The organism is Gottfriedia sp. S16(2024), assembly GCF_050473765.1.
Classification (GTDB): Bacteria; Bacillota; Bacilli; order Bacillales; family Bacillaceae_G; genus Gottfriedia.
Window position 1 is genome coordinate 5,102,296 of record NZ_JBFLUO010000001.1, and the last position, 13,776, is coordinate 5,116,071.

The window sequence follows — 13,776 nt, forward strand, 5'->3', positions numbered from 1 at the left end:
TTTGAAAAACGAGCGTTTATGGACAAAGGATTTTCTAAGTGTAAGCTTAAGTGGATTTTTTGTGTTTTTAGTATTTTATACGTTGATGGCGACATTGCCGATTTTTGTGATTGATAATTTAGGCCAAGAAGATAGTAAAGTTGGTCTTGTAGTAACATGCTTTCTTATCGCCTCAGTTGCAATTCGTCCATTTGCAGGTATCTGGCTTGATACAATTGGTCGCAGAAAAATATTAATCATTTCATTAGTTTTCTTTACATTAACAACATTTTTATATCCTTTTATAAATAATTTTGCATTATTACTATTATTGCGTTTTGCACAAGGGATTGCTTTTGGCCTAGGAACAACCGCAACGGGTACAATAGTTGCTGAAATAGTTCCTGTATCACGTAGGGGCGAAGGTATGAGTTATTATAGTTCATCCATGATCCTTGCAATGGTATTTGGTCCTTATCTTGGTATAAATTTAATGAATCATTTCACCTTCCACATTTTGTTTTTTGTTTGTGGATTCTTCGCAATTATTTCACTTATATTCGGTCTATTCATTGCGATTCCTAAACAAACATTGAAAGCAAAAACTCGAATAAAACCATCACAATTAATTGAGCATTCAGCATTACCAATCTCAATTACTTCAGCAATTATCTCTTTTGGTTACAGTGGTATCATTTCATTTATCACATTATACGCAAAGAAATTAGGTTTTGTAGATGTTGCGAGTTTCTTTTTTATTGTATATGCAGTTTTCATTTTAGGTTCAAGACCTTTCACTGGTAAACTATTTGATCGTAAAGGAGCAAATATAATCGTTTACCCTGGGATCATTTTATTTACGATTGGTCTAGTTGTATTGAGTTTTTCAACAGTACAAACAATCTTTTTATTTTCCGCTGCATTAATCGGTCTAGGCTATGGTTCAATCGTACCTAGTTTCCAAACGTTAGCGATTAACACGGCTGCCCCTGCTAAAAAGGGAATGGCAACAGCGACATTTTTTATGTTTTTTGACACCGGTATGGGGATTGGCTCTTACGTTCTTGGAATTATATCTGCAAAAAGTTCCTTCCATATTATGTACGTAATAACGGCAATTGCTGTATTATCGACGAGTGTCATTTACTATTTATTGCATGACCGTAAACAAAGAAAAGCAACAGCTATTGAAAATGTAGCTGCATAAGCTTAAACCCACCAATTTTTTTGGTGGGTTTTCTACATTTACATCGTTATTCCTTTATCGATAACAATAACTTTTACTTTTACCTTTATATTCGATTTTTGGAATGTATCAAGCCAATGATTCTCATTTTTCTCCCAATCAGAATATTGAAATGAATGAGCAAGAATGCCAAATCCGACTGGATCAACTTTATCTTTTTGAAAAGATTGGACTAAATCATTTAAATCTTTTTGTAATTTTTTTTGTATTGCATTTTTCAATTCTTTTTCTGTTGCATTTGTCAATCCTATTGGGGATTCTGTAATCATAATCGGCATTGTCAAGTTTACATTAAAGGTATAGCGACCATTTGAATATTTTTTATCGATTTTCCGCTTTACATCTTTAATATAAAAACTAGTTTCTTCTTCAGTAAAAACATCATCTTGATCTCTTTTAAATTTTTTAAGATCCAATGCAACAACTAATTGCCCTACTAAATGATCTTTTAAAATTTTTAGCATTTGTGTTTCATTCATTGATAGGGTTCGATTATACAAATTATTTTTGGTTAATATTGTCGTTCCATTGACTACTAAATGGTCACCTTGTACTGTAAGTTCAGGTGCAAAAGGTGTTATTCCCTTCTCATAATACATTTGATGAAACATTCGTAAAGACGTTCTGAAAGCAACATTTCGAAAATCAGCAGTTTGTATTAATTGAGGAATATAGATTGGCAACTCTGGTTTATCCTTTGGTTTTAAATTAAAAACATCGGAAAGTGGACCATCTACAAAAATAAGATCGGCATTTAATCGAAACTTTGGATCTCGATAAAACATATCCATTATTGAAAACCAATTTTTATGTTCAAGAACCTTCGATCCAATTAAGATTGCTTGAATTTTACCACCACCAGTAACACCATTAGCTCGGGTATCAAAATAATTTCTTGATTCTTTAATAGAAAGAGTTTGTACACTAAAATGTTCAGTTTTCTCTTTTGTTTCTTCACTAAAGACTGGGCTTGCCATATATATTTCTACTTTATTTTCATCATTTACATCGATTCCTAAAATCATCGATAATGTGACATCTTCTATATTAATTTTCCCTCTGCAACCTGAAACGCCGATTACTAAAAAAATACTAAGCAAACATACTTGAAAATATTTCAATTGATTTTCACCTTACTTAACCTATTTTTTATTAAACCGCCCACCAATAAGAGGATTGGAATACCGATTATTATGCATGTTCCAGAAACCATTATATAATGTAAATGAATAGTCGTATTTGTAAACGTCGGTACTTGAATAAACGTAAGTATGAAAATTACGATAAAAAGAAAAATAATGATAAAAGGTTTTAGTTTAAATTTAAATAACTCTGAAAACCCATTCATCCCGGCCCAAATATACGTAACCCATGTTTTCGATATAATCATTAAAAATAATGAGAATAAAATGAAATCTAATCGCTCAACATATTGGAATTCCATTATACTTAAAATATCGATTACGGGCTCAAACGTCATTTTGATTTCATAAGGACTATAAATAACAAAGCAAATAATTGTTACAAAAATATATGTAAATGTTGTTAATGCATTTCCAATAATAACACCTTTAATTGCTTTTTCTTTCGACTTTAAATAGGGATAAAAAACTAGGATTAACTCAATTCCTAGAAATGAAGTTGTCGTTAATGGAATTGTCTTAAAAATCGGCATCCAGCCATTCTTTATAATTGGTAAAATAAAATTTAGATCAGCATCTTTAAGCGTGAAAAGTAGCATGAATAAAGTAAAAAAAGCAATTGGAAAAATTGCTTCTATATATTTTCCAATTAAATGAATTCCACCTATTATCAGCTGATAAGTTGGAAAAAGAAATAACACTAATAAAATATACCCTTTTGTTTCTTGAAGAATGTAGGATTGAATATATAAGATGGCTCTACATAATACGAGATACCCAGCATAAAGGAAATAGATCGCTTGTAAAAGGACTACAATTGATCCGATTATTTTTCCTAGATAAAAAGTAAAAAAACTTACGTAATTTAAATTAGGAGCCTTCTCTCTTAATTTAACAAATAAAATGCTAATAAAAGTAGAAATGATCCCCCCAAAAAGAATTGCGATCCAACTACTTGTACCTCCTTTTAGAGCTAGTTCTCTAGGAAGTGACAACATTCCAATCCCTACTTGAATACCAAAAATCATTAAAATAAATTGAAACTGTGTAATTTTTGACTTCGTAATAACCATGAAAGAATCCCTTCTAACATTCATTCTTCATTACGTTTATTTTGTTTTTTCCAAAGATAGTTTAAAGGTACCCTTATGAATGTATCTTTAAATGCATCAAGATTGATTGGGGAAAATGGTAATGTATAAGGTTTGTTATAGCTAGATAAACTCAATCCATGGATCATGAGAACCATAGTACTTACAATCAAACCAATTAAACCAAATAATGAAGCCATAATCATAATTGGAAATCGAATGACTCGTAAACTAGATGCCATTTCATAGTTTGGAATAATGAATGATGAAATAGCAGTTAGAGCTACAACGATTACCATAATATTACTAACGATTCCTGCTTGAACAGCTGCTTGCCCGATTACAATCCCGCCTACAATGCCAACTGTTGTACTAATAGGTGCTGGTAGCCTAATAGCTGCTTCTCTTAACATTTCTAAAGTTATCTCCATAACAATGGCTTCAAATAAAGGATCAAATGGAACCTTTGCCCTAGATTCCCCGATGGATAGAAGTAATTTTAAAGGAACGATTTCATAATTGAATGAAATAATTGCAATATAGATTCCTGGCAAAAAAATTGTTAAAAAAAATGCAACTACTCTAAGTAAACGATTAAATGACGCCACCATCGCTCTTGCAGCATAATCATCAATCGTTTTAAAAAATATTGCAAAATTAATCGGTAAAATAATAACTTCAGAGGATCGGTCTACGATTAAAACTACTTTCCCCTCAAGTAATGTCGTAGCTGCAACATCGGGTCTTTCAGTCGTAAAATATTGCGGAAAAGGCGAAAATGGGTTCCTTTCCATCAATTGCCCTAAATGGTTTGCATTTAAAACAGAATCAAGTTTTATCTTTGAGATATTTTGTTCTACGCCAGATAGTAAATCTTCATCTACTAATCCATCGATATACGCAATTGATACAATACTTTTATTTTCACTTCCGATTTCAATCCGCTTAATTTGAAAATCTCTGCTTTTAATAAATCTACGAAGTAACGCAATATTTGCTTGATCAGTTTCAACAAAGGATATTTTTGAACCTCTTAAAGAATTATCAATACTTGGAGGCGTATACGCTCTTTGTGGTAATTTTTCAGTCGAATAAACAAATGCGACTGGATCACCTTCTACTAGTAAAATACTTTTACCATCCAATATTGCTGTTTCAATATCTAAGATTTGATTAGTCCGAACAGTATTATTCGTTATGAATAATTCAATTTCTTCTGTATTTGAACTTATTGTATTAATAAATTGGGATATTCTTTCTTCATTGACTATACTAGACAAATAGCAAAGCGTAGCCTGTTTATTTCGAATTATCAAGTCTTTCGTTACTAAATCAGAGGTAGGAAAGATTCTTTGAATAATGTTAAGATTTTCTCTTAAATTTCCTTCAGTATGAATAACGGAAGAACGTAAATTAAATTTTCTTAAACGCTTTTTTTGTTCACTAGGATAATCCACTTAATCTTCCAGCCTTTCATAAATTTCCAACTTACTTTCAGCTAATCAGTTTTATCATAAATCACCTATTTTATACTTGAAAGGCTAGTTGGGAGATAGTTGGATTTCACGGAGAACTTTCTATACAATGAACTATAAATAGATGTGATGGAGGAAAAATATGGCGATTTTAGCCAATTCAAAATTTACCAAATATAAAAAGTTAATATCTTCTTTATCTCCTTCACTTGAAACTAGTACATTAAAAAGTGAAAAATTTCTAATAGATAAAGATGAAAAGAAAAATTTAGAAATTTATTATGCTCCTTTTGAGTACATTAATGAGCGAGCTAAAGTCATCATAGTAGGGATTACACCCGGCTTACATCAAATGAAACAATCTTATTCTACTGTGATCAGGCTTAAGGATAAGGAGATGGATGACGAAGAAATTTTACATGAAGTTAAAAAGAATGCTAGCTTTGAAGGACCGATGCGAAAAAATTTAATTGCTATGTTAGATGAATTAGAATTACATCATTATCTTGGATTAAATTCAACTAGCGAACTCTTTAGTACAGCAAGTCATTTAGTCCAAACAACATCCGTTATTAAATATCCTGTTTTTTATAAAGGGAAAAATTACAACGGATCAACACCAAATATTTTAAAAACGGACATACTTAAGAAGTACATTATTGAAACCTTTGCACCGGAAATCATAAGACTAGAACATCCCCTCATTATTCCATTAGGAGTTAATGTATCAAAAGTTTTATCCTATCTAACAACGAATGATTATTTAAATTCGGACTCAATTTTATACGGATTCCCACATACTTCTGGTGGAAACGGGCATCGACATAAACAATTTGCTGAAAACAAAGAAGACATGAAACAAAAAATTAAATACTACTTTGAGAAATGATTAAAGGAGAACCAAAATGATTTTACATATTATCGAAAATAAAGATTGGCAAAACGCGATTAAAATAGGTGAATATTTACCTGCTAGTTTAAATACCGATGGGTTTATCCACTGCTCTACGCTAGAACAAACTGTAGAAATCGCAAACTTATTCTTCAAAGGAGTAACCGATTTAAAAATTCTATGCATCGATGAAGAAAAAACAAAATCAAAAATCGTTTATGAAGATACCGAAAACTTTGGTAAACTATTCCCTCATCTATATGGGCCATTAAACTTAGATGCTGTTTTTAAAGTTATTGAACTTAACAGTGATGAAAATAGGAATTTTATTTTACCTCATGAATTGGTAGAGCAAGAATAGCAAAAAAACTCAGTTTCACATAGGTGAACTGAGTTTTTTTGCTTCACTCATCTTCTCGTAACAAATCACTTAAAAACTTTTCCCTGTTTTGTAAGAAATATTTAGTAATTTGATAGTGATCTGTATTTTCATAATCAATTCTAGAAATTTCTCCATGATCAAAGCTTAAAATATCTGCATTTGGATAACCAAGAAGAATTGGAGAATGCGTAGCAATAATGAACTGCGAATTTTCGTTTTCTACTAAATCATATATTATTTTTAAAAATGATAATTGTCTAGCTGGCGATAATGCTGCCTCAGGCTCATCTAACAAATAGATTGCCGTTTCATTAAATCGATTTAAAAACAGGGTCAAAAATGATTCCCCGTGTGATTGATGATGGAGAGACTGTCCGCCATAGCTGTTATATTTTTCATTTTTTGGATCTTCTAATTCATCTAAATAAGTAGCAAAATTGTAAAATGATTCCGCTCGTAAGAAAAATCCATTCGAAATTTTCGGCAACCAAGAAAGTCTTATGTAATTTCCAAGTTGTGACTCCGATGCAAAAACTTCATAATTATTATTACGTCCTCCACCTGCTGTATTAAAATCACATTTATCAGCAATTGCCTCCAATAAAGTAGACTTTCCAGAACCATTTTCACCTACAAAAAAGGTTACATTACTTCTTAGGTCCAAATCATCAAAAGATTTAATCGAAGGAATTGAAAACGGATATTGGCTAAAGGAATTGATATCATCGCGCAAAAGTGTAATTTTTTTTAGAAACATTTTCATCACCTATAAAGATTATACAGTAATTATGATCCTGATCTAAAACTTTATTGTGAGGAAGTACGTTTATTGATGAATTCCTGTACTCTAAGACTTATTTGCAGCTCAATCCTTTTTGCTATTAAAATAAAAAAAGAGGGTTATCCTAAGTAGTTAGACTACTAGGATTCCCTCGTTTTTTATGAAGGTCAATGAGATTAGATCAAAATACATTACTAAGGGCATCTCTATAAATCACAATTGCTCTTACTACGTGAAAAATAGCTACTAGAATAATCGTTACTTCATAAGCAGATACATTAACTAATTCGAAATTTTTGCGGAGTACAAATTTCCGAAAAAGTGCTGGGAATCCTTCATTCAGTTTTAAACAAATAAGATAGAAAACTAGAATGACAAAGTATAGGAAGAATCCCATGTCAGCATACTTCCAGTTGACTAAATCAGCAAATAAACTACATAACCAAATTATGAATACATTAACAACACAAGCTAGAATCCAATTGGAGAAAGAGGATGTCGTATAGATCGTTTTCATCAAAATCACTTCTCCTTTAAATCATCTGTAGTCAATTTTTACGCGTCTAGTCGTTCTTTTATGCGTGTATTATAGACTTTAAATATTGTTTTTTTATTAAGTTTTGTTAAAGATATTCCACATAATTGTTCCGACTTTTAATTCCTTTCTCATGTTAAAATGAGATTATACTTACTACATGAAAAGGGATGAACTACTATTAATCTACTAGAAAAAGTAAAAAATCTGCCGTTATCTCCTGGCGTTTATTTAATGAAGGATTCAAAAGGGCAAATCCTTTATGTCGGAAAAGCAAAAAGCTTAAAAAAACGAGTTCAATCTTATTTTCAAAATTCCAAAGGACATTCACCAAAAGTGAAAAAACTGGTAACCCATTTAAAGGATTTTGATTATTTATTGACTGATACTGAATTTGATGCTTTTATGCTTGAGTGTCATCTAATTAAAGAAATTAAACCAATGTATAATCGTATGATGAAAAGTCCGCAATCATTTATTTACTTAGTCATCAACTTAAATAAAAAAGTTCCTTCATTTGAAATTAACTACGAGCCGATTGAAAGCGAAAACGTATTAATATTTGGTCCTTTTACAAGTAGAAGTACTGTTGAAAGAGCAGTTACTGGTATTAAGGAATGCTTTAAAATTAATTGTGGCCATCTGGCAGTAAAAAATAGCGCATGTTTAAATTATTCATTAGGGACATGTAATGGAGTTTGTTTAGGCGGATCAGCGCTTGAAGAGTACAATCTAATAATTGATAAAGTTATTCGATTTCTTAATCGTACTGATATGAGTATTCTTGAAGAAATGGATCAGCGTATGTTAACAGCATCTGAACAATTTGATTTTGAGGCTGCAGCAAAATACAGAGATTGGATTGAGATGGTTAAGTCTTTAACTAATAAAGAAAAACTAATCGAATTTACTGAACAAAATCATAATATTATTACACTTGAACAATTAGAAAACAACAAATTCAAGTACTTCCTAATCCATCGGACACAAATATTACATTGTGAATTGGTAGATATTGAAGACGATTCATTTGATCAGCTGATTGAACAAATGTATTCAAATTCACTTGATTACTTCAAAAATAATCATGTTCAATCTTCTAAAGATGTAAGCCGTGATGAAATCGACGAAGCTCAAATTATATACAGCTATTTAAATAGTAAGAATTGCAAACATCTAATTGTTCCAAAAAGATGGCTTAATCTTACAAGTACAAAATTAAAAAAAGAACTTCAAAAATTAGTTAACTTCTATATTTAAGACTCTGTTAAAGTACAATCGTGACGCTTGGAGAACAAATGTTAGGATAGTGCGACCAAGTATATAATCTGGTGGATAGGATATTATATTATCAATAAAAAGTGCTGAAACATCCCCCTATTAAACTAGATAATTTGCGGCAAAAATGATTAATTTATAAACATCCAGCCTTCTAATTTTTCCAAATGAACAACAAATAACAAAAATGGAGTCATTAATGAAAACTATTTTAAAGTACGGCATAATTAGTTTAGTTATATTACTATTACTCGCATTTACAGGATTTTATATTTGGTCTCAACAGTCGTATAAGCCTTCAAAGGAGATGTACTCATTAGTCGGTAACGTGGATACTGATCAAAAACACCATTGGGATATTTTTAAACCTCAGGAAAATAAAGAAACTGGAATCATTTTATATCCTGGAGCTAAGGTTGAGCCTGAAGCTTACAGTTATTTTGCAAAAGGACTAGCAAAAGATGGCTATACTGTTATTATTCCAAGTGTTAAGTTTAATTTTGCTATTTTTGATGTGAATAAAGCTGAAGAAGTAATGGAAAGTTATCCATCTATAAAGAAATGGTATATTGGTGGGCATTCCCTTGGCGGAGCCGCGGCTGCTTCTTATGCCTATAAGAATATGAACAAGATAGGAGGTATAATCTTTCTAGGGTCGTATCCAAGTAATTCTAATGACTTTTCAAACTTTAATGTACCAATGTTATCGTTATACGCAGAACGTGATGGATTATCTACATTGTCAAAAATTAATGAAACGAAACATTTATTATCAAAAGACGCAACCATGTATGAGGTGCTAGGTGGCAACCATGCACAATTTGGGATGTACGGTAAGCAAAAAGGAGATAAAAACGCTACAATAACAGCGAAGCAACAACAAGATAAAATGATTGAAGTCACAACCAAGTGGCTGGATGAGCAAGGAAAATAAAATGACTTTATCGTCATGATCATGCTAGAGAGTAAGTTAAAGAATCTTCAATATAAGAAGGTTCTTTTTTCATTACTTGAAAAGTTAAGACCTCTTAGGTGGTAAAATTGACAGGCCTTAAATAAAAATAGGCCCGAGGAAATTTTCCTCGAGCCGTTTTCTATCCTTTTACCTTCTCAAACTGATTCCAGTTAATCGATTTCTCTAATAAAATTGAAAGTATTACACCCATAATTAGTCCATTTGTTAAAAATGGTTGAACAATCGTTGGAAGATTTCCAAATGTTCCAGGGGCAATATTCATTAAGCTTACCCCTACTAAAACTGGGGCTGCCAGTCTAAAAATTGTATCTGATGTAAATACTTTTCCATTCGTACTACTAAATGCTGTTCCAAACAATTGAAGATATGCGACAAATAATACCGCATTTCCAACTGTTACAGGCATAGTTGCTAAAAATGAAATTAATGGTGGAAGTACGCCAATTATTGCTAGCAGTGCTCCCCCGTATATAAATGGTTTTCTTTCATATATTTGTGTACTTTGCAAAAATCCAAGTGATGATGTAAATGGAGTGTATGGAACAATTCCAAATAATGCAGCAATAATTGTAAAGCCGCCAGTGAATAATAGTGAGAAACGATATTGTTTTGTACTCGCTTCTTCTTTTAGCAAATCAGATGCAGCTTTAATTGATGCAAATGTATTACTTAAATTCATAATTCCTGCAAAAAATGAGATCGCAATAATGCCTATTTCTAAATTTGGTGCACCTAATGGGAATAAAGAAAAGTGAGCACTTGCCGCCCCTACCTCTTTTGCATCTGATCCAAATAAAATCGAGTAGAATAACCACCCTACGATAATGCCAATTAATATTGAAAAATTGCTAATTATACGAGAACCTTTTAATTTTAAAATACTAACAAATAATACGATGCATAAAGAAAGTATACTGATTGATATACTGATTTGACCTTTACTCGTAATTCCAAGCATTCCTTTAAAGAATACAAATATAAGTTGAAATGAAAGTAAAAATAAATAAACTGTCATAACCATTGGAGTAAATATTTTTTGAAGAAATGAAATCAAATTAAATGCAGATAAAAGTAATATAACAATACCTGCTGCAATAAATCCAGTTGCCATTCCCCCTCCAATTTCTGTATAACTTAACCCAAAAGAAGAGGCTGATAATCCTAGATTTAGCATAACTCCCCACAATAAACCAGAATGCCCCTCCATGACTGGATATTTATGGCCAATCCATCCTTGTAAAACGGATGCAATACCAGTGAAGATCAGTGAACTTCTGATCGTACTTTCAATAACATCTGAAGGCAAATGAAATGCAGCTCCTATTGATATAGGGACTACAATCGTATTCGCAAAAATAAAAAATAGCCATTGAACCGATGAAAAAAGAGTAGTAGAAACCCTCGCGTTTTTCATAGTTTCCTCCTCCTCTTGCTTAAAAATTCTTTGTGTCTTTTATATAGACTGGGTCTTTAATCACCTTTCTCCATTTTAATGAAGTTGAAAGAAAAACACCAATAATAATGAGTGCTCCACCTAAAAGTTGTGATACAGTAATATGATTTTTTAAGACAATCAATCCAACTAGCATTGCCACAAAAGGTTCTAAGTTTAGAAACATAGCCGCTTTTGATGCTCCGACTATTTGAATTTGATGATTCCAAATTAAAGTACAAATTCCATGCATAACAATAGCTGTTACAATTAATAGGATCCAAGGCATCGCTTCCCTACTCAAAGCCCCTGAAGTATCTGATAAAAGTGCAATCGGTAGTAAACCTCCAAAACCAATAAAATTGGAGTAAAGTGTGATTGTGGCGGATTCATAGTTAGCTGTTAGCTTTTTTATCATAATAATTGAGATTGAAAAAGTGAGCATAGTTAGAAAAATCCAAATCAAGCCAATTGTAATTTGAAGCTTTTGTCCGTTTGTAATCACAAAAAAAACACCTATAAAAGCTATAATTGAACCTAATACAAAACCTTTTGTTAGTCTTTCCTTTAAAAATATTGAAGCTAAAAAAGATGTAGTAAGAGGAGCAAGCGCAAGTATTAATGCAGAAGTTGTAGGATGGGTTGTTTCTAAAGCGGAATAAAATGACCATTGATTAATACAAGTACCAATTAACCCTAGTAAAACAATCATAAACCAATCTTTTGTCTTAATCTTTTTCCACTTTTTCTTCATTAACGCATAGAAAGCCATAAATAGTAATATAAAGCACAATCTTAACGCTGACAATAATATTGGTGGAAATTCTTTTACTAATATTGAACCAAAAACAAAATTACTTCCCCAACAGATTACACAAAAAAGTAATAATAGGTAAGAACGAACCATTTTACAGCCTGCTTTCTCGAATTATTTTAAAGTAAACCCGTCGATTGACGAGCCTTCAGGAGAAGACAGAGGCGTAGTTGCACTTATACTTAATTCCTGAAATTGACTACGACGTCGAATAATCTTCCTAGTTCCCGATTTATCATTTCTTAATGTGAAAAAATGAAAAAGGAAATCTAGAAAATTCTAGAGATCCTTTTTCTTCTAATATTTAGGCTTTTTTCTAAGCTTTGTTACTATTTTTTCGGACAGGTTAAGTAGTTTATAGTCTATTGTTTGGATGTTTATTTTCCTTGGGGAGGCTTTTTGGCATCCTTTTTTAACATTAGCTAAATGAGATTAGCAAAAAGCCCACTTAGCTTTTCCCTATCCTATACTTCTAATTGTTCTATTTATTTACGAATCAATTTTTCTTCACTTAATGAACCACTAACGATTTTCCCATTATATATTACTGCTTTACGATTTGCGCGTCTTGCAACAGCCTCTGCTGAACAGCTTGCATCAACTAATACTAGATTTGCTGAATCTCCTATTTTTGGCCACACTTGGTTTCCATCAATATCTAGTGGAGTTTTTCCACCTGTAATATATTTTAATGTTTGTGCTAAAGATACTTCATCAATCCATCTAAAGCGTTCAGCTAGTCTTCCCGCTCTTTCAAGAATATCGCCATTTCCTAGTGGAGACCAAACATCAAAAATATTGTCATTACCTACTGCTACTTCGACACCTCGCTCATTTAGTAAATCCACTGGAGGCATTTGTCTATTAATTGGAACACTTGTAACGATCGAAATTCCAGCGTCTCTAAAACTATTTGCCAGTTCGTACGCTTCTTCCCTTGGGATATCACCGATTCCAAATGCATGACTGATGGCTACTCTTCCTTCCCAGCCTGCTTGTTTAGTAAATTCTACTATACGCTTCATCGTAAATGAGCCTAGATGACCTGGATCGTGTAAATGTATATCAATATCTGCATCAGCTTCAACTGCTAAATTATAAAGTTGGTATAACGACTCCTCAATATTTTGGTCTACAATAGCAGGATCAACTGAGCCAACAATTCCTGCTCCATTTCTTAAGGCTTCTCTGACATAATTGAAAGCATTTGATCTTAATAATCCATGTTGAGCAAATGCTACAACCTCGGAGCTAAGTCGGTTCGAATAATTAGCTAATGCTTGTTCGACTTGCTCTAAATTTCTTATTCCAACCTCTGGGTAAATATCAACATGCGTTCTCACATGTGTAGAGCCTGAAGCTAAAAGGTTTTCAAGTAAAGCTTCTGCACGCTCCTTCGTACTTGAAGCAATTGTTGGTAAAACCATTTTTTCATATTCAAAACGTTCTATAACACTTGAAGTTGGAGTGCAAGCTCTCCATACATCTCCCATTAACGTTTTATCTAGATGTACATGTTTTTCAATAAAAGAAGGTAAAACTAGTAATCCTTCTGCATCTTGAACTGTAAATTCACTTGTAATAGCCGTTTCATCTTTTGTTATTCGCGTGATTTTTCCATTTTCTATAAATAGATGGAATAATTCAGTTGCAGTACCAATCACTTTTCCGTCTTCTTTTTCAAAACCAATTTCTAATCGAGCATTTTTTAACCAATAGCTAGATTTCATGAATTTCACCCCTTCTTGTAATC

The 13,776-nt window shown here is 32.1% G+C and carries 13 protein-coding genes; 5 read left to right on the forward strand and 8 right to left on the reverse strand.

The window, feature by feature from the left end; translation table 11 throughout:
• Window position 1: 1 nt before the first annotated feature.
• On the forward strand, window positions 2-1,186 hold the full coding sequence (locus tag AB1282_RS24620) for an MFS transporter (RefSeq protein WP_429900907.1): 1,185 nt from the start codon (window positions 2-4) through the stop codon (window positions 1,184-1,186).
• Window positions 1,187-1,224: 38 nt separating this feature from the next.
• Here the strand turns inward: AB1282_RS24620 and AB1282_RS24625 are convergent, their stop codons facing one another.
• From AB1282_RS24625 to AB1282_RS24635, 3 genes are read right to left on the reverse strand one after another with little or no spacing between them, the layout of a single operon-like run.
• Window positions 1,225-2,346 carry a Ger(x)C family spore germination protein gene (locus AB1282_RS24625; protein WP_056472926.1) on the reverse strand — a complete coding sequence of 374 codons (1,122 nt, stop codon included), beginning with the start codon at window positions 2,344-2,346 and terminating at the stop codon, window positions 1,225-1,227.
• Window positions 2,343-3,440, reverse strand: coding sequence for a GerAB/ArcD/ProY family transporter (locus AB1282_RS24630; RefSeq protein WP_056472923.1), 1,098 nt, complete (start codon window positions 3,438-3,440; stop codon window positions 2,343-2,345). The genes AB1282_RS24625 and AB1282_RS24630 overlap by 4 nt, the downstream gene beginning before the upstream one ends.
• A 20-nt stretch (window positions 3,441-3,460) precedes the next feature.
• The gene (locus AB1282_RS24635) at window positions 3,461-4,915 is read right to left on the reverse strand and encodes a spore germination protein (protein ID WP_429900909.1); all 1,455 of its coding nucleotides are present in this window, start codon (window positions 4,913-4,915) and stop codon (window positions 3,461-3,463) included.
• A 160-nt stretch (window positions 4,916-5,075) separates the two neighbouring features.
• Here AB1282_RS24635 and AB1282_RS24640 point away from each other — a divergent pair, with 160 nt between their 5' ends.
• Both AB1282_RS24640 and AB1282_RS24645 read left to right on the forward strand, forming a co-directional pair.
• Window positions 5,076-5,822 (forward strand): hypothetical protein, encoded by a 747-nt coding sequence (locus AB1282_RS24640; protein ID WP_429900911.1) that lies wholly within the window; start codon window positions 5,076-5,078, stop codon window positions 5,820-5,822.
• Between the two features lie 16 nt (window positions 5,823-5,838).
• Window positions 5,839-6,186 carry a DUF952 domain-containing protein gene (locus tag AB1282_RS24645; RefSeq protein ID WP_429900913.1) on the forward strand — a complete coding sequence of 116 codons (348 nt, stop codon included), beginning with the start codon at window positions 5,839-5,841 and terminating at the stop codon, window positions 6,184-6,186.
• A 43-nt stretch (window positions 6,187-6,229) separates the two neighbouring features.
• On the opposite strand, the gene AB1282_RS24650 is transcribed toward AB1282_RS24645, so the two are convergent.
• Window positions 6,230-6,964 (reverse strand): AAA family ATPase, encoded by a 735-nt coding sequence (locus AB1282_RS24650; RefSeq protein ID WP_429900915.1) that lies wholly within the window; start codon window positions 6,962-6,964, stop codon window positions 6,230-6,232.
• A 205-nt stretch (window positions 6,965-7,169) separates the two neighbouring features.
• Window positions 7,170-7,508: a hypothetical protein gene (locus tag AB1282_RS24655; protein WP_156339690.1), complete on the reverse strand. Its 339-nt coding sequence runs from the start codon at window positions 7,506-7,508 to the stop codon at window positions 7,170-7,172.
• Between the two features lie 222 nt (window positions 7,509-7,730).
• Here AB1282_RS24655 and AB1282_RS24660 point away from each other — a divergent pair, with 222 nt between their 5' ends.
• Window positions 7,731-8,783, forward strand: coding sequence for a GIY-YIG nuclease family protein (locus AB1282_RS24660; RefSeq protein ID WP_429901226.1), 1,053 nt, complete (start codon window positions 7,731-7,733; stop codon window positions 8,781-8,783).
• Between the two features lie 217 nt (window positions 8,784-9,000).
• On the forward strand, window positions 9,001-9,735 hold the full coding sequence (locus AB1282_RS24665; RefSeq protein WP_056472902.1) for an alpha/beta hydrolase: 735 nt from the start codon (window positions 9,001-9,003) through the stop codon (window positions 9,733-9,735).
• A 160-nt stretch (window positions 9,736-9,895) separates the two neighbouring features.
• On the opposite strand, the gene AB1282_RS24670 is transcribed toward AB1282_RS24665, so the two are convergent.
• The 3 genes from AB1282_RS24670 to AB1282_RS24680 all read right to left on the reverse strand — a co-directional run bounded on the left by AB1282_RS24670 (window position 9,896) and on the right by AB1282_RS24680 (window position 13,753).
• The gene (locus AB1282_RS24670; protein WP_429900917.1) at window positions 9,896-11,191 is read right to left on the reverse strand and encodes a uracil/xanthine transporter; all 1,296 of its coding nucleotides are present in this window, start codon (window positions 11,189-11,191) and stop codon (window positions 9,896-9,898) included.
• A gap of 19 nt (window positions 11,192-11,210) precedes the next feature.
• Entirely contained in the window at window positions 11,211-12,116 is a 906-nt protein-coding gene (locus AB1282_RS24675; protein ID WP_056472899.1) for a DMT family transporter, read from the reverse strand.
• A gap of 392 nt (window positions 12,117-12,508) precedes the next feature.
• Entirely contained in the window at window positions 12,509-13,753 is a 1,245-nt protein-coding gene (locus AB1282_RS24680; RefSeq protein WP_429900919.1) for an amidohydrolase, read from the reverse strand.
• Window positions 13,754-13,776: the final 23 nt, after the last annotated feature.

Excerpts from the sequence above, each read along its gene's own strand:
- AB1282_RS24630 (WP_056472923.1), bottom strand. The coding sequence starts at position 3,440 with ATGGTTATTACGAAGTCAAAAATTACACAGTTTCAATTTATTTTAATG.
- AB1282_RS24640 (WP_429900911.1), top strand. The coding sequence starts at position 5,076 with ATGGCGATTTTAGCCAATTCAAAATTTACCAAATATAAAAAGTTAATA.
- AB1282_RS24645 (WP_429900913.1), top strand. The coding sequence starts at position 5,839 with ATGATTTTACATATTATCGAAAATAAAGATTGGCAAAACGCGATTAAA.
- AB1282_RS24650 (WP_429900915.1), bottom strand. The coding sequence starts at position 6,964 with ATGTTTCTAAAAAAAATTACACTTTTGCGCGATGATATCAATTCCTTT.
- AB1282_RS24665 (WP_056472902.1), top strand. The coding sequence starts at position 9,001 with ATGAAAACTATTTTAAAGTACGGCATAATTAGTTTAGTTATATTACTA.
- AB1282_RS24670 (WP_429900917.1), bottom strand. The coding sequence starts at position 11,191 with ATGAAAAACGCGAGGGTTTCTACTACTCTTTTTTCATCGGTTCAATGG.
- AB1282_RS24675 (WP_056472899.1), bottom strand. The coding sequence starts at position 12,116 with ATGGTTCGTTCTTACCTATTATTACTTTTTTGTGTAATCTGTTGGGGA.
- AB1282_RS24680 (WP_429900919.1), bottom strand. The coding sequence starts at position 13,753 with ATGAAATCTAGCTATTGGTTAAAAAATGCTCGATTAGAAATTGGTTTT.